Genomic DNA, 20,722 nt, shown 5'->3' with positions numbered 1-20,722 from the left:
GGGGTAAACACAGCTGGTCCATCGGGGTGTGTGGTCTCACATTTCGAGCGTCTCGCTAGTGTGACTGAGCCGGGATCGTTGCCGCAGCAATCACCGGGATGAGAAGGTAGGGAAAATGCTCTCGACGGTCGAAGTGGTGCAGGTGTTCCTGGCGCGACTAGCGGCACAGGACGCATCGGGCATCGCGCGGTTGTGCGCACCGACCGTGGAATGGGAGGCGCCCGACCCGAACGGCGCCCGATGGGCACCCGGCCCGCGCACCCCTCGCGAGGTCGAGGCCCAGTTCCTGACCCTGTTCGCCACGTTCGGCCTGGAGCAGCTCTCGGTGCGCCAGGTGATCGTCGACGGAGGTGACGCCGCCGTGGTCGGCTGGGCGCGCTGGCGGGTGCTCGCCACCGGTGAGCAGGCGGACGCTCGGTTCGCCGCCGTGCTCTCGGTGCACCTGGGCCAGATCGAGCAGTACTGGCACATGCCCGACACGCTGGCGGTCGCCGTCGCGACCGGTGCCGCGCGGACAGAGGCATGAGCGTCAAGCGCGAGCGATCGACGCGCACGCGGGCGAAGCTCCTGCGTGCCGCTGCCGAGGTGTTCGACCGCGAGGGGTTCACGGGGTCCAGCCTCACCGCCGTGTGTGCGCGGGCCGACGTCTCGAAAGGCGCGCTTTATTGCCACTTCCGGTCGAAGGAGGCACTCGGCGTCGCGATCATCGAGGAGCAGTCGCTGCTGTGGCACCGGTTGCGCGACGAACAGCTCGCCAAGGAGGAGTCGCCGATGCAGGCGCTGATCTCGATGTCGTTCGAGTTCGTCCGCAGGCTCGACACCGATCTCACCGTGCGGGTGAGCTCGAAGCTGTTGCGGGAGGCGGTGTTCTTCGACGTCGCGGCTGCCGCGCAGGTCGTCGGCTGGATCGCCGTGGTGCGCGACCTGTTGTCCCAGGCGCGCGACAACGGCGAGCTGCGCGCCGAGGTGAACGTGCGGCACGCGGCGGAGCAGATCGTGGCGGAGTTGCTCGGCCTGCAGCTCGTGGCGCAGGCGCTGAGCGGCGGGACGGATCTGCGCGCGCGGCTCGCCCGGTGGTGGCGGAGCTCCTCTGGCTGTCTGGTGACAGCTTCCGCGCGCGAGACGCTGCGTTTCGAGTGACGGTCGTCTCGACCCAATCGAGACAGGAATGCCTGGTCACGCCGCTGCTGTTGTCCTCCTCGTTCGGTAAATACCTTTACGATCTTGGAGGAGCAGCGGTGGCGTGCATCGTCGTGGTGGATCCGTACTCGGCCGGCAAGGGCATAGCGCCCGCGTTCGCCGAGCGTGGCGTCGAGGCGATCGCCGTGCTGACCACCCCCGAGCCACCCGCCGGGCTCGCCAAGACGTGGATTCCGGAGAACTACCGCGAGGTCCACGTCGCGGGTGACCTCGACGTGCTGGCCGCGAAGCTGTCCGTCCACGAGCCGATCGCCGTCGTGCCGGGCACCGAGACCGGTGTCGAGACGGCGGAGACGCTGTCCGAGCTGATCGTGCCGGGCCGCTCGAACGTGCTGACGCTGTCGTCCGCACGGCGCGACAAGTGGCAGATGGCCGTGGCGCTGCGGACCGCGGACGTCCCGCACCTGCGCCAGATCAGTTCCGACAACGCCGACGAGGTCGCCGCGTGGCTGCGCCGCGAGGGCCTCGAGGACGCGCCGATCGTGCTGAAGCCGCAGGAGAGCGGCGGCACCGACGACGTGTTCGTGGCCCGGCCGGGCGACGACTGGCGGGCCAAGTTCGGCAGGATCCTCGGCAGCGTCAACAAGCTGAACCTCCGCAACGACCGCGTGCTCGTGCAGGAGCTCGCGGTCGGCACCGAGTACGAGGTCGACACCTACTCGATCGACGGAAGGCACGGCCTCGCCGCGGTCTGGCGCTACGCCAAGGAGTGCCGCGGCGACCGGCTCGGCATCTACCTGTCCAACACGCTGGTCCCCGCCGACGACCCCGTGGTGGACGAGCTGTTCGAGTACGTGTGCCGCGTGCTGGACGCGACCGGCGTGCGCAACGGTCCCGCGCACGTGGAGGTGATGATCACCGCCGACGGCCCTCGGCTGATCGAGATCGGCGCGCGGCTGGCCAGTGCCGAGCAGCAGGAGCTGACGTTCCTGGGGGTCCGCGAGAGCCAGATCACCCGAATGGTCCGCCACCGAGTGGATGGCGACACGACGGTCGGCCGGTACACGCAGCACCAGCACGTGAAGTCGGTCTATCTGTCCTCACCCGCGGCGGGCGAGCTTCGCAACGCGGAGCGGCTCGACGAGCTGGAGTCGTTGCTGCCCAGCTTCCAGCGTGCGGTTCTGCCGTATCGCGAGGGTTCGGCGGTGCCGCGCACCGAGGACCTGTGGACTTCGCTCGGCTACGTCGTCCTTGCGACGACTGATCTTGCGCAGATGAAACGCGACGAGGCCCTGGTGCGAGAAATCGAGGCGGGGCTGATCGTAGTTTGATCTTCTCCGACGGCCGGGTAGCCGGAATTCCACGCGACCCGTTAGGTTGCTTCGGACGAGCGGAGGCCGATGAGCGAACCTTGGGACGGCGACCTGACGGGGGCGGTGATCGACAACCGCTTCGTCGTCGGTTCGTTGCTCGGTTCCGGTGGCATGGCCGAGGTCTATCGCGCGTACGACCGCTCGACCACGTCCTCGGTCGCGATCAAGATCTTCACCGGCCCCGGCCTGCCGGACGACGAGCTGCGCCTCGAACGCGAGGCCACGATGCTGGCGTCGCTGGAGTGCCCCGGCCTCATCCCGGTGTACGCGTCCGGTTCCGTGTCGCGCCGCCCGTACTTCGTGATGCGCGAGATCACCGGCGGCACGCTGCGGCAACGCATGCGCGAACCGCTGCCGCCCCGGTTCGTGGCGCGGGTCGGCGGGCAGATCGCCGCGGTGCTGGACCACGTGCACGGCCTGGGCGTCGTGCACCGCGACATCAAGCCGTCGAACATCCTGCTCGACGACGAGGAGAAGCAGGCCTACCTGGCGGACTTCGGCCTGGCACTGGTGCCGGAGGTCACCCGCGTGACGACGTCCGGGGTGCTCGTCGGGACCGCCGGTTACCTGGCACCGGAGCAGGTGCGCGGCTCGGACGTCGGCCCCGCTGCCGACGTGTACTCGCTCGGGCTGGTGCTGCTGGAATGCCTGACCGGCCGGTCCGAGTACCCCGGTGGCGACGCCGAGGCCGCGCTGGCCCGGCTGGCCAGGCCGCCGAGGATCCCGATCGACCTGCCGTTGGCCTGGGTGTCGTTGTTGTCCGCGATGACGGACATGGAACCGGCACGCCGGCCCACGGCCGCACAGTGCGCCCGGTCGCTGTCGGCTGCCTACGAGGCGAGCCGCGGGCTGCCGGCGTTGTTACCCGACGCCGCGGTGACCGCAGATCCCGAGGTCCCGAAGCCACGCAGGGGCAAGCGTTTGGCGATCACGGGTGCCGCGGCGGTGGCGGTGGCGGCGGTGGCCGTCGCGGTGGCGAACCTCGGTGGCGGGGGAGAGGCGCCCGCGGCGGACGAGCACCCGTTGCCGGGGCCGTCCACCCACGTGATCACGGTGGGGCCGTCCACGGTGACGGTGGTGCAGACGCCGGACGTGCCCGGTGCGCCGCAGCGGGGGAGCTCGAGCGCGGGCAGCACGTCGCCGAGCGTCGCGCCGACTTCATCGAATGCTCCGGGTTCAACGGGCTCCACGGGGTCCAGTGCGACGCCGACGCAGGAGCCGCCCAAGGACCCGGTCCAGCCGACCAAGGACCGCGAGCCGGGCAAGCCGACCAAGAAGTCCGACCCGCCCCGGCCCTGACCTCAGGCCTCGGGTTCCTCGAACTCGGCGAACGGCAGGTCCGTCAGTTCGGCGCGCAGCGTGTCCAGGTCCGAGTACACCGCCGAGGCCCCTCGGCCGAGCAGCTCGTCCTCGCCGAACCCGCCGGTGAGCAGTCCGATCGACGGCAGCCCCGCCCGTCCCGCGGCCTCGCAGTCCCACACCGAGTCGCCGATGACGACCGCGCGGGAGCCCTCGACCCGGCGCAGCGCCACCTGGATCAGGTCCGGTGCCGGCTTCGAGTCGTCGACGTCGTCGGCGGACGTCCAGACGATGTCACCGGGATCGATCAGCTTCAGGTAGTGCTCGACGTGCTTGCGCTTGCCTGAGCTCGCGAGCACCACGGCGAGCCCCAGTTCGGTGGCGGCGCGGACCAGCCGGTGCGCGCCCTCGAACGGCTGGATCTCGTCGATCATCTCGTCGAAGCACCGCTCCCACGCGTCGCGCACCACGTCGCCGTGGTCCCGCTCCACCTGGTCGCCCGCCACGGCCGCCACCAGGCGGTCGCCGCCCATGCCGATCGAGCGGTGCACCTTCCACGCGGGCACGGTGACGTCGACGCTCCGGAACGCGCGCAGCCACGCCACCGTGTGGTGGTAGTTGGTGTCGACCAGCGTGCCGTCCACGTCGAGAACCACGGTGTTGCTCATGGCACAGGGTTTGCCCGCCGTTCTACCTCGGCAAACCCACCAGCTCGCGAGCGTCCTGAAGGGACGCCAGCTCGCGGCGCAGCACACCGTCGAGCCACTGCGCGTCGGACATCCACGCCTGGTTCGTGTGCAGGCAGACGTGCACGGAGGACCGGTACACCGACAACGCGACGCCCACCGCGTGGCCGGGGGCGACCGGCGCGATCGGGTACAGCTCGCACAGCGCGGCGCCGTCCAGCGACAGCGGCACCGAAGGCAGCGGAACGGACGTCACCAGCGTGTCGAACAGCAGCGGCGCGCAGCGGGCGGCGACCGGAGCGGCCAGGCGGTGCACCAGCGGCGGCACCTTGTCGGCGAGCAGCGGCAACGCTCCCGCGCCGCGATCGGGCCCGGCGGCCTTGGCCGATTCCATCTGCTCGCGGACACAACGCAGGCGCTCCACCGGGTCCGGCTCGCCGACCGGCAGGGACACGAGGAACCCGGAGATCTGGTTACCGGCCGAGGCGTCGCCGGAGCGTGAGCGCTGGTTAACCGGAATCAGCGCCCGCACGACCGACGACGGGGTGGCGCTGCCGTGCGCGGAAAGCCAGTGCCGCAACGCACCGGTGACCAGTGCCAGCAACACGTCGTTCACCGTGCCGCCGTGTGCGCGGCGGATGCGGTGAACGTCCACGAGATCCAGACGCGACATCACCACGCGGCGAGGCCTGGTCGAGGCGGTGAGCACCGGCGAGTTCAGCGTCGGCGGGCGGGTGTTCATCAGCACCGAGGAGGCGATGTCGAGCGTGTCCTTGATCCCGCGCAGCGACGGGATCGACGGGATGATCGACCTCGACGACTCGCGCGGAGCGTCCGGAATGGACAGCCGCGACGCGTCGAACAGCTGAAGCCCCAGGCCGACGGCCTTCATGCCGTCGCACAACGCGTGGTGCAGCTTGGCGACGACGGCGAACCGCCCACCCGCGAGACCGGTGACGACGTGCAGCTCCCACGGTGGTCGCGTGAGGTCGAGCGGCTGGGCCATGAGGTGGGAGACCAGGGTGGCGAACCGTTCCCGGCCGCGCACGTGGTGCGTGAAGACGTGATCCTCAGGCGCGAAGCCGGGATCCTCCACCCAGCGCGCGCCGCCCAGCAACGAGGTGCGGGCACGTTGGCGCAGCCGCGGGATCTCCAGCGCGCGCTCGCACAACACGGCGGCGATGCGAGCCGGATGCACCGGCGTGGCCGGCGCGAAGGTCGCCACCGCGCCGAGGTGCAGCGGGTTGCTGTTGCCCTCCATGGCGAGGAAAGCGATGTCGAGGGGGGAGAGGTGGTCCGTCATAGGTGTGCAAGGCAACCAGGTTCGCGTGACGTGCGCATTTCTATGAGATGGCGGCGACTCTCTACCGCCCCAAGTACACCCGAACGGTGGTGCCGTTGTGACTCGTGTGGGTGCGAACCAGGTCACACAACAGGTTCACCATCACGATCCCGAAGCCGGACAGCCCGGTGAACGAGGGCGGGAAGCCCGTGCCCGAGTCGCTCACCTCACACACCACCGTGCCGTCCTCGCGCCACATCCGCAGCACCCCGCGGCCCGACGCGTGCAGGATGCTGTTCGTCGCGAGCTCGTTCACCGCGAGCACCAGGTCCTCGACCTGCTCCCGGCGCAGCAGCCCGTGCGCGTACGCCGCCACGACCTTGCGCATGTGCGCGAGCGTGCCGACGGAGAACGCGTGCTCCTCCGCGGACTTGGGCGGCGGCGGCAACGGCACGTTGTAGATGTCGGCGAGGCCGGCGGGGTCGGTGTACCACTCGCTCGCGACCCGTTTGGTGCCGTCGATCACCACGGGGTGCGTGCGCTTGGCGTCCGCCAGCACGTGCCCCGGCAGCGCGCCCGCGTCGTACGGGCACAGCAACGTCCCCTTGCGCCCTTCGAAAGCCGTGTTGATCAACGCCTCGTGCTGCACGCACGCCGGGTATTCGAGTTCGCTGCGCCCTGGCCACATCGGCTCGCCCACCATGCGAACCCGCTGCTGCGGCGCACTGGCGCTGAACGCCATCAGCACACCCGGAATGATCCGCCCGGGGTTGCGCCCGGCCTCGGTCATGTTGATGAAGTGCACCTGGTCGGCCTGATCACCCAGCTGCCCGCGAAGCAGAGCGATGCTCGGCTCCGGCACCGCCACCAGCACGGGCTCGCCGTTGCTCACGCCGTCCGCGACAAATCTGGCCGTGCCTGCGAGGAAGTCGTCCTCGTCCCGGTAGAACAGGGCCTCGTGTGCGAACGGAGCAACGGAGTTCATCGGCTCCCCGGTGACATCGGTGGCAAGAACAAGGGTCCATTCTGCTCCCCATAACAGTGTTACGGCGGGGGCCAGGCCGGTGGTTTGTTGCACGACGCGAAGCGACGGCACCGCCAAGACCGTTCCACCACACCACATCACGCTTCCGGCGGAGCCCGTCCGGCGCCAATTCGAGGTGAATTCGGCATGCGGCCAGGGAAAACACATTGCAGACTCGCACCCTGAGCGAGGGAGGTGACCCCCGGTGATCCCGCACCACACGCTGACCGGCCCGGCCGACGCACCGGTGCTGGTGCTGGCCAACGCACTCGGCACCACAACGGAACTGTGGCGCGACTTCGCACTTCCGTTCCGCCTGCTGCGCTTCGACCACCGGGGCCACGGCGCGAGCGCCCCGACCCAGGGCCCGTGCACGATCGAGACGCTGGCTGCCGACGTCGTGGACCTGCTGGACCACCTGGAACTCCGCCAGGTGTACTACTGCGGCGTCTCCCTCGGCGGCATGATCGGAATGTGGCTGGCAGCGCACACCGACCGCATCTCCCGCCTGGCGCTGCTGTGCACCACGGCCTGGCACCCGGACAAGTCCGGTTGGGACGAACGCGTCGAAACCGCCCGCACCCTCGGCCTGGAACCCCTGGCCGACACGATCGTCGCGCGCTGGTTCACCCCTTCGTTCTCCCCGGCCGTCGTGGCCCACTTCCGCTCCGAACTGCTGAAGGTCGACGTCCCGTCCTACATCGCATGCGCCGAGGCCATCCGCGACATGGACCTGCGCCCCGACCTGGCCAAGATCGACGTCCCGACCGTCGTGATCGCGGCCGCCCAGGACCACGCGACGCCGCCGGAGTGCGCCCGCGCCATCGCAGACGAACTGCCGGACTCCGAGCTCTACATCGTGGGCGACGCGGCACACCTGGCCGTGGTCGAGGCACCGCGCACGATCTCGGTGATCCTCGACGACCACTTCGGCAACGACTGAACGGCTTCGGGGTGCTTTTCCGTGCTTTGGTTGCGTCATCGCCGCTTCGCGACGATTGCGATTGCGTGCGTGGCTGCGTTTTGGTAGCCGGGCTCTCTGAAATTGCCGCTTCGCGGTTTTGAATCGGTGGCGCGGAACCCGGTTCACTCGATGGTGTTCATTTTCGACCGTAATATCCTCGTGATCTTGCGGTAGAGTCGAACACGTGAGCGACCCCCGACTTCCCCTCCTCTCGACCGGCGAGCTGCTGCGCAGCATCGTCGGCAAGGTGGCGGAAATCCGGGCCCGCGAATATTCCGTGATGCAGGAAATCGCCGAGCTGAACCGGCGCGGAGCGGCCGCCGAACTCGGCTACAAAACTCTGCCGCAGGTGCTGCGGCACGCCCTCCGCTGGGATCCGGCGACCGCCCGGCGGTGGGTCGAGCAGGCCGTGCTGCTCAGCAGTGAGATCACCCCGACCGGCAGTGAGGTCGCCGCACGACTGGCGGTGACCGCCGCGGCGGCGGCCGAGGGCACGTTGTCGATCGAGCACGTCGCGGCGGTCGCCGAGGTGATGAAGACCCTGCCCGCCGAGGCCGAACCACGCCTGGCCGCACAGGTCGAGGCGCAGGTGGTGGACTACGCCCGCGAGCACGCGCCCGCCGAGGTGCGCGCTCGCGGCACGACGCTGACCTACGCGCTGTTCCAGAACGACCCCGAACCGCGCGACCCCGAACCCGAGCCCGCGGGCAACCGGCTTACCCTGCGGCAGAGCAAGACCGGGGACTGGAAGCTCGCGGCGACGATGGACGCGGTCACCGGCGCGAAGTTCGCGACGCTGCTGGACCCGCTGGCCAAGCCCCGCCCGAGCACCGCCGAAGGCCCGGACCCGCGCTCGCGTGACGAGCGCCAGGGCGACGCCCTGGCCGAACTGATCGACCTGATGCTGCGCGCCGATCAGCTGCCCGAACACGGCGGCGAACCAGTCACCCTGACTTTGACGATGGCCTACGAGGACCTGGCCGCGCAGACCGGTCACGCGGTGCTGGACAACGGCGAGCGGATCCCGGTCGAGGAAGTGCGTCAGCTGGCTTGCTCTGCGGGGATCATCCCGATGGTGATGGGCAGCCGGTCGCAGCCGCTCGATGTGGGTCGCCGGTCGCAGCCGCTCGATGTGGGTCGCCGGTCGCCGCTGTTCACCGCCGGGATCCGCCGCGCGCTGGTCGCGCGTGATCACGGCTGTGCGTTCCCTGGCTGCAGTCGTCCGCCGAAGCATTGCGATGCCCACCATGTCCATCACTGGGCCGACGGCGGCGACACCCGTATCGACAACGGTGTGCTGCTGTGCCGTCACCACCACACGCTGATCCATCGCAGCGGCTGGGAAGTGAAGATGGAGCAGGGAGTGCCGGTGTTCTATCCGCCGGCTTGGCTGGATCCGTTGCGAAAACCCAGACGCAACCTGCTCCACACCGCCGCCTGACCCCAGATCAGCCGGGCGACGTGAGCAGCTCGCACCACCACCACATCGACCGCCACGGCCGTGCAGCACCACCACGGCCGTGGCACAACCATGCCCACAACCCGGCCAGGGCCGGAAAGCCGCGACAGCGACAACAGCGATCACGCTGACCAAGCGCCGACACCAGCACAGGCAACGCCCTATACGAGGACGAGCACCATCCCGCTGTGGCTATGCGACGCAAGCCGTAAGGCCCCCGATGCCACGCATTGCCAAATGGCAAAGCCGAGGCACACCCCGAAACCGCGATGCGAAGTGAGCCGTATCAACCGCGATGGCGAAGCCGAGCCGTGCAGGGGCATTGCAGCGCTGTTCAAGCGGTAATTCCCGGAACCCGATCGCCAAAACGCAACCACGCACGCTCGCGATTGGGGCTTGACTTTGGGTGCGAGGTGCTACCGTGTCCGGATCGGCCGGGCGCTTTCATGCCCGGCTTTTGAAGGCCGATCTGCGCCTCGCAAGGGCCCCGAAGTCAAGCCCCAATCGCAATCGTCGCGAAGCGGCGATGAAATGACCCGGCTCGTCAATGCCGACGCAACCACGCTGGAACCGGAACCTGCGTGCGCAAGCCGCACACCTCAACGCTCCGTCACACCTTCTCAAGCGGCCGATGCGGCTCAGGCGGCAACACGACCCGGATCTCGTCCCCAGGCCGCACCACCCCGCCCGCAACCACAACGGACATGACTCCAGCGCGCCGAACCAGCTCCCCGTCGGCCCCCTTGCCCACGACCTCCTTGAGCAGCCCGGCCGAGAAGTTCTCGATCTGCACGCAGGGATTGCGCAGCCCGGTCACCTCGACCACGGCGTCCGCCCCGAGATGAAGCAACGTCCCCGTGGGCAGCCCGAGCAGATCGATCCCCCGAGTGGTGACATTCTCCCCAATCTCCCCAGGCGCGACCGAGAACCCCTTCTCCCGCAACTCGTCGAACAGCTCGGCATGCATCAGGTGCACCTGACGCAGGTTCGGCTGCGTCGGGTCCTGCCGCACCCGAGAGCGGTGCTTGACCGTCACGCCCTGATGAACGTCGCCCTCGACGCCGAGCCCTTCGAGCAACGTGATGCTCGACCGCACCGGCTTGGTGAACGTGTACTGCTCGCTGCGGCTGACTGCCGTGACAACCCCCATGCCCCAGATTCTGCACGATCGCCGAACCGGCCGTTTGCGCCGAGGAATGCTCCGTTCAGTCGAACGACACCGGGGAAGTCGGATTCGATCAAGGTGTCTCAATTCGGCCAGGTTGATCAGCGCTGAGCTGGGAAGACGTCACCGGCCGTGGAAACGCTCCCATGAAGTTCCGGCAAGAGTCTTGACTGATGCTCACGTCAGGCTGTTGACTCCGTCACACCTCGTCGGAACCGGTTACGGAACCGGTTTCGGAGGCGGCGGAAAGGAAGTTCGGCATGCGTGTCACGATCGCGGAGGTCGCCCAACGCGCCCAGGTGTCCAAAGCGACCGTGTCACGTGTGCTGAACGGTAAGCCGGACGTGGACGCCACCACCGCGCAGCGCGTTCGCAAGGTCATCGACGAGATCGGGTACGTGCCCAGTGCGCGTGCGGTTGGTCTGGCGCGGGGGCGGACTCGCACGGTCGGCATGTTGGCGCCGAGCTTGACCTGGCCGTGGATGGGTGAGGTCATGCAGGGCGTCGTCGACACGCTGGAGGCGGACGGGTACGGGCTGCTGCTCTACACGTTGAACCGCGGGCCCGAGTCGCTCAACCAGTTCGCGAACCACGTGTCCGCCAACGCTTTCGACGGGCTGCTGGTGGTCGAGCCGCCGGACGCCCTGCACTACATCTCCACGCTCTACCGGGCGGGACTGCCGGTCGTCATGATCGACGATCGCGGCTCGCACCCGGAGTTCCCTTCGGTGACGACGACGAACCGGCAGGGAGGCGCGGATGTCGCACGGCATCTCGTCGCGGCCGGCCGCCGCAGGTTCGCCGTCGTCACCGGACCACCGCACTTCGGGTGCACGCAGGCGAGGCTGGACGGGTTCCGGCTCGCTTTGGCGGAAGCGGGCCTGACGTTGCACCCGGACCTCGTGGTCGACGGCGACTTCACCACGGAAGGCGGTGAAGTCGCCGTCGACAAGCTCATCGCCAGTGGCGTCCCGTTCGACGCGGTGTTCGCGCACAACGACCTCTCGGCCGTCGGGGTGTTGCGCGCGCTGCGGGAAGCAGGCAGGACCGTTCCCGACGACGTGTCCGTGGTCGGCTTCGACGACGTCCCCGTCGCGGGGCACACCGAACCCCGGCTGACGACGATCCGCCAGCCGCTGCAGGAGATGGGCGCCGCGGCCGCGCGGATGCTGCTCTCCACGCTCGAGGGACAGCCGATGCCCGATCACCCGCTGGTGCTGCCCACCTCGTTGATCGTGCGCGAATCCGCGCCCTGACCCACCACAACTGAACGAGCCGGCCAGGCCGCATGCGGTCTGGCTAGTTCGCCGTACGCGTGAGAGAGCGCTCTCACGCGCCGTCGTATCGGGAGATTCCCCCATGCGCAGAACAATCATCGTCGCGTTGGCACTGGCGCTCGCGGCGACAGGTTGCTCCTCCGGTGGTGCCACCAAGGCCTCCGGGGTGTTGACCGTGGGCATGCCCAACGGGCCGCTGACCGAGAACCACAACCCGTTCCTGCCCACGTCGGCGGCGGGTTCGCTCGGCTACCGCTACGTGATCTACGAGCCTCTCGCGTTCGTGAACAACACGCGGCCCGCGCAGGACCCGGTGCCGTGGCTCGCGACGAAGTGGGACTGGGCGGACAACTACAAGAAGGTCACCTTCACGATCCGGGAGAACGTGAAGTGGTCCGACGGCAAGCCGCTCACGGCCGCCGACGTCGCCTTCTCGTACGAGATCCTGAAGAAGTGGCCCGCGCTCAACAACCGCGACTCGCTCAAGGTCGAGACCGCGACGGCGACGCCGGACGGCAAGGTCGAGGTCACGTTCGCCTCGCCGCAGTTCGTGAACCGCAACAAGGTGATCAGCGCGATGGTCGTGCCCCAGCACATCTGGAGCACCGTCGCGGACCCGACGACCTACACCAATCCCAACCCCGTCGGCACCGGCCCGTACCAGGTGAAGTCGTTCACCTCGCAGACCGTCACGGTCACCCGGCGCAGCGAGTACTGGCAGGAACTGCCGAAGGTGCCGGAGATCCAGTACACCTCGTACAACGACAACACCGCGCAGACCACCGCGCTGGCGTCGGGGGCGAGCCAGTGGTCGTACGTCTTCATCCCGGACTACCAGAAGCTCTACGTCGACAAGGACCCGAAGAACCACAAGCTGTGGTTCCCCGCCGGTCTCGGCATCCACGGCCTGTGGCTGAACACCACGGTCGCACCGTTCGACAACCCCGCGCTGCGGTCGGCGATGAGCGACGTGATCGACCGCGAGGCGATCTTCGTCCGCGGTGAGGCGCGCCTGTTCCCGAAGCTCGAGTCGCCGACCGGCATGCCGTTGCCCGCCGGAGAGTCGTTCATCGCGCCGGAGTACAAGTCCGCGCGATTCGAGGTCAACGTCGAGAAGGCGAAGCAGAAGCTGACCGCGGCAGGGTTCACTTTGGACGGTGGCGTGCTCAAAGCGCCCGGCGGCAAGCCGGTGACGATCGAGCTGACCAACCCGTCCGGCTGGTCGGACTACCTGACGGTGCTGGACATCATCAAGGGCGACCTGAAGAAGATCGGCATCGAGGCGACCGTGCGCACGCAGACGGCGGACGCGTGGACGACCGACTTCGCGAACGGCGCGTTCCAGGGTTCGCTGCGCTGGACGAACACCGGTGCCACGCCGTACGAGATGTACCAGAACATCATGGACGGCGCGGAGATCAAGCCGATCGGGCAGACCGCCGCGGTGAACTTCGGCCGCTACAACAACCCCGAGGCCACGGCCGCGCTGGCCGAGTACGCGAACGCCGCGGACGACGCGACGCGCGCCCGCAGCCTCGCGGTGCTGCAGAAGATCATGGTCGAGCAGGTGCCGACGATCCCGACCTCCGCCGGTCCGATCGGTGCCGAGTACAGCACGAAGAGCTGGGTCGGCTGGCCGTCGGAGGAGGACCCGTACGGTCCGCCGCAGGCCACGCTGCCGAACGCGCTGCAGATCGTCATGAAGCTGAGGCCGGCCGCCTGACATGAATGAGGTTGCGCTGGAAGCGAAGGGTCTGGTCAAGACCTACAAGCGCGTGCGCGCGGTGCAGGACGTCTCCCTCGTCCTGCGCCGCGGGCGCGTGACCGCTCTCGTCGGCGAGTCGGGGTCGGGCAAGTCGACGGTGGCGAAGCTGCTGGCGCGGCTGGTGCAGCCCACCGAGGGGGAGATCCTGCTGGACGGCAGGAAGGTGCGACAGGTCCGGGAGTACCGGCGCAAGGTCCAGATGGTGTTCCAGGACCCGTTCGCCTCGCTCAACCCGATCCACACGATCCGCTACCACCTCACCCGCCCGCTGAAGATCCACAAACGGCCGGAGACGCCGGAGGAGCTCATGGAGCGGGTGCAGCTGCCCGCGGACTTCCTGAGCCGCTACCCGCACGAGCTCTCGGGCGGCCAGAGGCAGCGCGTCGCCATCGCGCGGGCGCTTGCGGCCCACCCCGAGGTGCTGCTCGCCGACGAGCCGGTGTCCATGTTGGACGTCTCGATCCGGCTCGGTGTGCTGAACCTGTTGCTGGACCTGAAAGAACGGCTCAAACTCGCCGTCCTCTACATCACGCACGACATCGCGTCGGCGCGGTACTTCGCCGACGAGACGTTCGTGATGTACGGCGGGCAGATCGTCGAGGGCGGCGACAGCGAGTCCGTGACGCAGCAGCCCGCGCACCCGTACACGCAGCTGCTGATCGAGTCCGCGCCCGATCCGGAACGGTCGGTGGTCGCGCTGGACGCGCCGGTCGAGGAGGTCGCCGCGGTGTCGGCGGGCTGCCAGTTCGCGGCGCGCTGCCCGAAGGCCCAGGCACGCTGCTGGACCGACGCGCCACCCCGGTCGGACGTCGGCGACGGCCACTGGGCGGCGTGCTGGCTCTACGTGGAGACTGTGGGGTCAGCGGCATGACGTTCCTGCTGCGGCGCGCGCTGTTCTACCTGATCACGCTGTGGGCGGCGATCACAGCGAACTTCCTGCTGCCGCGCCTGCTGCCTGGCGACCCGGTGCAGGCGATGATCACCAAGCTCGGCGGGCGGCTCAACAGCGACGCGATGGCGTCGCTGTACGTCCTGTTCGGGCTGGACGAGAAGAAGTCGATCTGGGAGCAGTACGTCGACTACTGGGGTGCGCTGCTGCGCGGTGACCTCGGGCTGTCGTTCACGTTCTTCCCGACGCCGGTCGCCGACGTGCTCTCGCAGTCACTGCCGTGGACGCTAGGCCTGATCGGCGTCACGACGATCATCGCGTTCCTGCTGGGCACGCTCATGGGCGTCTACGCGGGCTGGAAGCGCGGTTCGTGGATGGACACGCTGATCCCGGTGACGACGTTCCTGTCGTCGATCCCGTACTTCTGGCTCGGGCTGATCGCGATCTCGGTGTTCTCCGTGACGTTCCCGCTGCTGCCGGCGTCCGGCGGGTACGCGGCGGGTCTGGTGCCGGAGTGGTCGGGCGAGTTCGTCGGCAGCGTCCTGGAGCACGCCGTGCTGCCCGGCATCACGATCGTCGTGAGCTCGGTGGCCGGCTGGATCCTCGGCATGCGCAACATGATGGTGACCGTCACCGCGGAGGACTACGTGCTGGTCGCGCGGGCCAAGGGCCTGTCGGAAAAGCGGATCATGTTCGCCTACGCCGCGCGCAACGCCGTGCTGCCGTCGATCTCCGGTTTCGCGCTCTCGCTGGGTTTCATCGTCGGCGGCGCGCTGCTGGTGGAGATGGTGTTCTCCTATCCGGGCCTCGGCTACGTGCTGTTCCAGGGCATCGGTGCGAAGGACTACCCGCTGATGCAGGGGGTGTTCCTGGTGATCACGCTGGCGGTGCTGGTGGCGAACCTGCTCGCGGACGTCGGCTACCTGCTGCTCGACCCGCGCACCCGGCGGGAGGGCTGAGACCGCGATGAACTTCAAGACCAAGCTGGGCCTCGGCATCCTGGCCTTCTTCACGCTCATCGCGGTGATCGGCGACTGGATCGCGCCCTACGACCCGTCGGCGATGAGCGACGACCTGTTGTCGCCGCCGTCGGGCGCGCACTGGTTCGGCACGACGATGACCGGCCAGGACATCTTCTCGCAGGTGCTCGTGGGCACCAGGGGAGTGATGGTCGTCGGGCTCGTCTGCGGTGTGCTGGCGACGTTCCTGTCCATTTTGGTCGGTGTGACCGCCGGGTTCCTCGGTGGCGCGGCCGACGAGGCGTTGTCCGCGCTGTCGAACGTCTTCCTGGTGATCCCGGCGCTGCCGCTGATCATCATCGTGGCGTCGATGCTGCCGTCCGCGGACACCGTGCTGATCGCGGCGGTGATCAGCCTGACCGCGTGGGCGTGGGGTGCGCGGGTGCTGCGTGCGCAAACGTTGTCGTTGCGTCGCCGCGACTTCGTGGAGGCCGCACGGGCGTCTGGTGAGCGCACCTGGCGGATCATCGTGTTCGAGGTGCTGCCGAACCTGATGGCGGTGATCGCGTCCGGGTTCGTCGGCACGGTGATCTTCGCGGTGATGCTGCAGATCACGCTGTCGTTCGTCGGTGTCGTGTCGCTGTCGACCTGGAACTGGGGAACCATCCTGTTCTGGGCGCAGAGCAACCAGGCGCTCGGCCAGGGCGCGTGGTGGTGGTTCGTCCCCGCCGGCCTGTGCATCGCGTTGCTGGGCACGGCGCTGGCGCTGATCAACTTCGGGATCGACGAGTACGCGAATCCCCGGCTGCGGAAGGTGCGCGCATGAGCCCGGTGCTGGAGATCCGCGACCTCTCGGTCGACTACGGCTCGCTGCGGGCCGTGCACGACGTCTCCCTGACGCTGGAAGCAGGAGAGGTCCTCGGCCTGGCGGGGGAGAGCGGCAGCGGCAAGTCCACTTTGGCCTATGCCGCGACCAGGCTGCTCCAGCCACCGGGACGGGTGCCGTCCGGCGAGGTGCGGTTCAAGGGCCACGACCTGCTGGCGCTGACCGAGAAGCAACTCCGGGCGCTGCGCTGGAGCGAGATCGCAATCGTGTTCCAGGGCGCGATGAACGCCCTGAACCCGGTCATCTCGGTCGGCGCGCAGATCGACGACGTGCTGCGGGCGCACCGGCCAGGGCTGACCCGTCAGGAACGGACGAACCGGGGTCGCGAACTCCTGTCGCTCGTCGGCATCCCGATCGACCGGCTCTCGGCGTACCCGCACCAGCTCTCCGGCGGCATGCGGCAGCGCGTGATGATCGCGATGGCCCTCGCGCTGGAACCCGAGATCGTGATCATGGACGAGCCCACGACGGCGCTGGACGTGGTGGTGCAGCGGCAGATCCTCGGCCAGATGATGAGGCTGCGCGAGACGCTCGGCTTCTCGATCATCTTCATCACCCACGACATTTCGCTGCTGGTCGAGTTCTCCGACCGCATCGCGATCATGTACGGCGGCCGCGTCGTGGAGGAGGCACCGGCGGCGGAGATCTACCGCGCCGCCAAGCACCCGTACAGCCAGGGCCTGCTGGGCTCCTTCCCGGCGTTGCGCGGTCCTCGCCGAGAGCTGCGCGGCATCCCCGGCTCGCCGCCGGACCTGCGTTCGATGCCCACCGGCTGCCCGTTCCACCCGCGGTGCCCGCAGGCGATGGACGTGTGCGGCGAGCGGATGCCGTCGCTGGATTCGGTCGACGAACGCCGCCGAGTGGCGTGCTGGTTGGAGGAAGTGCATGTCTGAGGGGTTGCCGGCCGGCTTCTTCTGGGGCGTCGCCACGTCGGCGTACCAGATCGAGGGCGCGTACGACGAGGACGGCCGCACACTGTCCATCTGGGACATCTTCTGCCGTCGTCCCGGCGCTGTCGAGAACGGCGAGACCGGCGACGTCGCCTGCGACCACTACCACCGCATGCCGGCAGACGTGGCGATGATCGCGCGCCTGGGCGTCGACAAGTACCGCTTCTCCGTGTCGTGGCCGCGCGTCCAGCCGGGCGGCCGCGGCCCGGTGAACCCCAAGGGCGTCGACTTCTACTCCCGCCTCGTCGACGAGCTGCTGGAGAAGGGCGTCGAGCCCTGGCTCACGCTCTACCACTGGGACCTGCCGCAGGAGCTGGAGGACGCGGGCGGCTGGCCGCACCGCGACACCGCCTACCGCTTCGCCGAGTACGCGGGCCTGGTGCACGACGCGCTGGGCGACCGCGTGCCGACGTGGACGACGCTGAACGAGCCGTGGTGCTCGGCGATGCTCGGCTACGACACGGGCCGCCACGCGCCGGGTCGCAAGAACTTCGGCGAGGCCGTGCGCGCCGTCCACCACCTGCTGCTGGCTCACGGCCTGGCGTCCCAGGAACTGCGCACGCGGGGCGTGCGGTCCCTCGGCATCACGTTGAACATGGGCGTCTCGTCGCCCGCCTCCGACGACCCGCGCGACGTGGACGCGGCCCGCCGCGCCGACGGCCTGGGCACCCGGATCTACCTGGACCCGCTGGTGCACGGGCGTTATCCGGAGGACGTGCTGGCCGACATCGCCGCACGCGGTGCGAAGATCCCGGCCCGCTACGGCGATCTGGAGATCATCTCGACGCCGCTGGACGTGCTGGGCGTCAACTACTACACGTCGCACGTCTTCAAGGCGACTGACGACCCTGCGGCACCCGAGGTGGTGCCGCAGGGCAGGCCGGTCACCGCGATGGGCTGGGAGATCGTGCCGTCCGGCCTCACGCAGCTGCTGGTCAGACTCCAGCAGGACTACGGCGTGCCGATGGTGATCACCGAGAACGGCGCCGCGTTCGACGACACCGCCGACGAGGACGGGTTCGTCGCGGACCTCGACCGGGTCGCCTACCTGGCCGCGCACGTCGAGGCGGTGGCTGAGGCCGTGCGGGCCGGTGCCGACGTGCGCGGGTATTTCGCCTGGTCGTTGATGGACAACTTCGAGTGGGGGTACGGGTACGACAAGCGGTTCGGCATCGTCCGCGTCGACTACGACACCCAGCAGCGCACCCTGAAGCAGAGCGCGCAGTGGTTCCGCGACCTGATCACCAGATCGCGGAGCTGAACAGCAGCGCGGCGGTGACCGCCTCCACCCAGAAGTAGAACCAGATCGGGTAGAACGGCGTGGCCCTGTCGGCCAGCCTGGAGATCAGGCGGCCCAGGGCCATCCCCGCCAGCGCCGCGCCGACCGTGACGACCACGCCCGTCCGGATGCCGCCGGTGCCGAGGGCCGCGGCGGTCAGCACCGCGGCGATCGCGATGCCGAACCCGCCGTACACCGCGCGGATCTCGGACCGGCTTTCCGGTGTGTCCACGACGATGCGGAACGGCCGGGCGAGTGCGGCGGGGGCGGCGAGCGCGTAGACGCCCATGCCGAGGAAGAACACCGCGGTGATGACGATGATCGTGGTCTGCACCGTGGAATCATCGGCGGCGTGGAGGAGTCCGCGCTTCCGGAAACGTGCTGCCGGGCGACGATCTGGGTCCGGCTCGGTCACGCCGCCTACCTGGGGCCGTCGCTGAAGCTGGACGCCCACTCCGGCTCGGTGGACTGCTTCGCCTACGGCGTCGACGGCCCGTTCACCCTCCGCACCGGCGACGGCGAACGCGACGTCCGCGGGGTGCTGATCCCCGCGCGAACGAGACACCAGGTCATCTCGGACGGCCGGATGCTGTTCCTCTACCTCGAACCGGGCCTGACCGACACCGCGGACGACCGGATCCGCACCGCGATCGCGCTCCTGCGGTCGGACCCCGGCCTGAACGCCGCACAGGTCGCCGCCGGGGTCGGCCTGTCGACCTCCCGGTTCCTGCACCTCTTCCCGGCCGGCGCGGGCACGAGTTTTCGCCGGTACCGGTTGTGGGCGCGGATGGTGCACGTCGCGGGCGCCGTCAGCAGGGGCGCGGACCTGACCAGGGCGTCCGCCGAGGCGGGGTTCGCCTCGCCGAGCCACTTCAGCGACAGCTTCCACGCCATGTTCGGGCTGACCGCGAGCGCTCTGCTCGCCACCACGCGCCTGATCGTCAGCCCTTGAGTTCCGGTCAAGTCACCCGCCAGCGGCGTAGATCACGTCCGAATGCACTAGCTAAGGTATGCCTTAGTTAAGTTAGGGTTACTTTACGACGCCCAGGGTGCCAGGAGGATCGCGATGAACCCGGTGTTAGACCTGGCCGGAATCGGTTTCGGCCCGTCCAACCTCGCTCTCGCGATCGCGGTGGAAGAACACTCGCGGCCCGTCCGGGCGCGCTTCTTCGAGCGGCAGCCGAAGTTCGGCTGGCACCGGGGGATGCTGCTGGAGGACGCCACCATGCAGGTGTCGTTCCTCAAGGACCTGGTGACGCTGCGCAATCCCACGAGCAGCTACAGCTTCCTGTGCTACCTGCGCGACCGCGGCCGGCTGATCGACTTCGTCAACCACAAGAACCTCTTCCCGTTGCGCAAGGAGTTCCACGACTACTTCGAGTGGGCGGCCGAAAGGGTCGCGCACCACGTGTCGTACGGCGCCGAGGTGCAGGGAATCCGCGCCGACGGCGACGGGTTCGAGATCGCCGTCGGCGACGAGCTGGTCAGGACGCGCAACGTGGTGCTGGCGACCGGCCTTGAGGCGTGCCTGCCGGACGGCGTCGAGGCGGGCGAGCGGATCTGGCACAACCGCGACCTGCTGCACAAGGTCGGCACCCTCGAAAACCCGCGGCACGTCGTCGTCGTGGGTGCGGGCCAGAGCGCGGCCGAGGCCGTGGCGTTCTTCCACGACCGGTTCCCAGAGGCCGAGGTGCACGGGGTCTTCGCCCGCTACGGGTACAGCCCCGCCGACGACAGCTCGTTCGCGAACCGGATCTTCGACCCGGAGGCGGTCGACGAGTTCTACCGGGCGCCGGAGGACGTCAAGCAGCGGCTGATGGGCTACCACGCCAACACCAACTACGGCGTGGTCGACCACGACCTGATCGAGGAGCTGTACCGGCGGGTCTACCGGGAGAAGGTCGTCGGCAGGCAGAGGTTGTTGCTGCACAACACCTCGCGGCTCACCGACGTGAACGCCGACGGCAAGTGCGTGATCGAGTCGCTCGCCGACGGCGGGAGGCTGCCGATCGACGCGGACGTCATCGTGTACGCGACCGGGTACCGGCCGGCGAACCCGGTCAGGCTGCTCGGCGATCTCGCCGACCACTGCGAGCGCGACGAGCACGGCCGGTTGCGGGTCACGCGCGACTACCGGGTCGTCACGACCGACGAGATCCGCGGCGGGATCTACCTGCAGGGCGGGACGGAACACACCCACGGCATCACGTCGTCGCTGCTCTCGAACACCGCGGTGCGGGTCGGGGAGATTCTCGAGTCCGTCCTGCGCAGGCCGCGGACGACCACCGAACCCGTGCCGGAGCTCGCGGCACACGTGGGGTAGCA

Annotated in this window: 20 protein-coding genes; 15 read left to right on the top strand and 5 right to left on the bottom strand. The window is 68.9% G+C overall.

Going from position 1 to position 20,722, the window contains the following annotated elements:
* Positions 1–115: 115 nt before the first annotated feature.
* The 4 genes from IEZ09_RS18840 (at position 116) to IEZ09_RS18825 (ending at position 3,812) form a co-directional block, all read left to right on the top strand.
* On the top strand, positions 116–526 hold the full coding sequence (locus tag IEZ09_RS18840; RefSeq protein ID WP_189255022.1) for a nuclear transport factor 2 family protein: 411 nt from the start codon (positions 116–118) through the stop codon (positions 524–526).
* A complete protein-coding gene (locus IEZ09_RS18835) occupies positions 523–1,140 on the top strand; it encodes a ScbR family autoregulator-binding transcription factor (RefSeq protein ID WP_189255021.1) in 618 nt (205 codons plus the stop codon). The genes IEZ09_RS18840 and IEZ09_RS18835 overlap by 4 nt, the downstream gene beginning before the upstream one ends.
* Before the next feature lie 98 nt (positions 1,141–1,238).
* Positions 1,239–2,471: an ATP-grasp domain-containing protein gene (locus tag IEZ09_RS18830; protein WP_189255020.1), complete on the top strand. Its 1,233-nt coding sequence runs from the start codon at positions 1,239–1,241 to the stop codon at positions 2,469–2,471.
* A 69-nt stretch (positions 2,472–2,540) separates the two neighbouring features.
* Positions 2,541–3,812, top strand: a complete 1,272-nt coding sequence (locus IEZ09_RS18825; protein WP_189255019.1) for a serine/threonine-protein kinase — start codon at positions 2,541–2,543, stop codon at positions 3,810–3,812.
* 2 nt (positions 3,813–3,814) lie between these two features.
* On the opposite strand, the gene IEZ09_RS18820 is transcribed toward IEZ09_RS18825, so the two are convergent.
* The 3 genes from IEZ09_RS18820 to IEZ09_RS18810 form a co-directional block, all read right to left on the bottom strand.
* Positions 3,815–4,480 carry an HAD family hydrolase gene (locus IEZ09_RS18820; RefSeq protein ID WP_189255018.1) on the bottom strand — a complete coding sequence of 222 codons (666 nt, stop codon included), beginning with the start codon at positions 4,478–4,480 and terminating at the stop codon, positions 3,815–3,817.
* Positions 4,481–4,502: 22 nt separating this feature from the next.
* The gene (locus tag IEZ09_RS18815) at positions 4,503–5,801 is read right to left on the bottom strand and encodes a wax ester/triacylglycerol synthase family O-acyltransferase (protein WP_189255017.1); all 1,299 of its coding nucleotides are present in this window, start codon (positions 5,799–5,801) and stop codon (positions 4,503–4,505) included.
* A 61-nt stretch (positions 5,802–5,862) separates the two neighbouring features.
* Positions 5,863–6,765, bottom strand: coding sequence for an anti-sigma factor RsbA family regulatory protein (locus IEZ09_RS18810; protein WP_189255016.1), 903 nt, complete (start codon positions 6,763–6,765; stop codon positions 5,863–5,865).
* A gap of 244 nt (positions 6,766–7,009) precedes the next feature.
* Between IEZ09_RS18810 and IEZ09_RS18805 the strand changes: the two genes are divergently transcribed.
* Positions 7,010–7,747: an alpha/beta fold hydrolase gene (locus tag IEZ09_RS18805; protein WP_189255015.1), complete on the top strand. Its 738-nt coding sequence runs from the start codon at positions 7,010–7,012 to the stop codon at positions 7,745–7,747.
* Positions 7,748–7,952: 205 nt separating this feature from the next.
* Positions 7,953–9,209: an HNH endonuclease signature motif containing protein gene (locus tag IEZ09_RS18800; RefSeq protein WP_189255014.1), complete on the top strand. Its 1,257-nt coding sequence runs from the start codon at positions 7,953–7,955 to the stop codon at positions 9,207–9,209.
* 628 nt (positions 9,210–9,837) lie between these two features.
* Here the strand turns inward: IEZ09_RS18800 and IEZ09_RS18795 are convergent.
* A complete protein-coding gene (locus IEZ09_RS18795) occupies positions 9,838–10,377 on the bottom strand; it encodes an MOSC domain-containing protein (protein ID WP_189255013.1) in 540 nt (179 codons plus the stop codon).
* A 275-nt stretch (positions 10,378–10,652) separates the two neighbouring features.
* Here IEZ09_RS18795 and IEZ09_RS18790 point away from each other — a divergent pair, with 275 nt between their 5' ends.
* From IEZ09_RS18790 to IEZ09_RS18760, 7 genes are all read left to right on the top strand, one after another.
* Positions 10,653–11,648, top strand: coding sequence for a LacI family DNA-binding transcriptional regulator (locus tag IEZ09_RS18790; protein WP_189255012.1), 996 nt, complete (start codon positions 10,653–10,655; stop codon positions 11,646–11,648).
* Positions 11,649–11,751: 103 nt separating this feature from the next.
* Entirely contained in the window at positions 11,752–13,392 is a 1,641-nt protein-coding gene (locus IEZ09_RS18785) for an ABC transporter substrate-binding protein (RefSeq protein ID WP_189255011.1), read from the top strand.
* Position 13,393: 1 nt separating this feature from the next.
* Positions 13,394–14,305 carry an ABC transporter ATP-binding protein gene (locus tag IEZ09_RS18780; RefSeq protein WP_189255010.1) on the top strand — a complete coding sequence of 304 codons (912 nt, stop codon included), beginning with the start codon at positions 13,394–13,396 and terminating at the stop codon, positions 14,303–14,305.
* Entirely contained in the window at positions 14,302–15,282 is a 981-nt protein-coding gene (locus IEZ09_RS18775) for an ABC transporter permease (RefSeq protein WP_189255009.1), read from the top strand. Before IEZ09_RS18780 ends, IEZ09_RS18775 begins: the two co-directional genes overlap by 4 nt.
* Positions 15,283–15,289: 7 nt before the next feature.
* Positions 15,290–16,108: an ABC transporter permease gene (locus IEZ09_RS18770; protein WP_189255008.1), complete on the top strand. Its 819-nt coding sequence runs from the start codon at positions 15,290–15,292 to the stop codon at positions 16,106–16,108.
* Positions 16,105–17,061: an ABC transporter ATP-binding protein gene (locus IEZ09_RS18765; RefSeq protein ID WP_189255007.1), complete on the top strand. Its 957-nt coding sequence runs from the start codon at positions 16,105–16,107 to the stop codon at positions 17,059–17,061. The genes IEZ09_RS18770 and IEZ09_RS18765 overlap by 4 nt, the downstream gene beginning before the upstream one ends.
* Positions 17,054–18,379, top strand: coding sequence for a GH1 family beta-glucosidase (locus IEZ09_RS18760; protein WP_189255006.1), 1,326 nt, complete (start codon positions 17,054–17,056; stop codon positions 18,377–18,379). Before IEZ09_RS18765 ends, IEZ09_RS18760 begins: the two co-directional genes overlap by 8 nt.
* Here IEZ09_RS18760 and IEZ09_RS18755 read toward each other — a convergent pair.
* Positions 18,360–18,731 carry a DUF4345 domain-containing protein gene (locus tag IEZ09_RS18755; protein WP_229812694.1) on the bottom strand — a complete coding sequence of 124 codons (372 nt, stop codon included), beginning with the start codon at positions 18,729–18,731 and terminating at the stop codon, positions 18,360–18,362. The two genes, IEZ09_RS18760 and IEZ09_RS18755, sit on opposite strands and share 20 nt — an antisense overlap.
* Positions 18,732–18,749: 18 nt before the next feature.
* Between IEZ09_RS18755 and IEZ09_RS18750 the strand changes: the two genes are divergently transcribed.
* The gene (locus tag IEZ09_RS18750; RefSeq protein WP_189255005.1) at positions 18,750–19,349 is read left to right on the top strand and encodes a helix-turn-helix domain-containing protein; all 600 of its coding nucleotides are present in this window, start codon (positions 18,750–18,752) and stop codon (positions 19,347–19,349) included.
* Between the two features lie 114 nt (positions 19,350–19,463).
* Positions 19,464–20,720, top strand: a complete 1,257-nt coding sequence (locus IEZ09_RS18745; protein ID WP_189255004.1) for a lysine N(6)-hydroxylase/L-ornithine N(5)-oxygenase family protein — start codon at positions 19,464–19,466, stop codon at positions 20,718–20,720.
* The last annotated feature ends 2 nt before the right edge of the window (positions 20,721–20,722 follow it).

The organism is Lentzea flava, from assembly GCF_014648475.1.
GTDB lineage: Bacteria > Actinomycetota > Actinomycetes > Mycobacteriales > Pseudonocardiaceae > Lentzea > Lentzea flava.
This window is presented reverse-complemented; position numbering and strand designations above follow the sequence as displayed.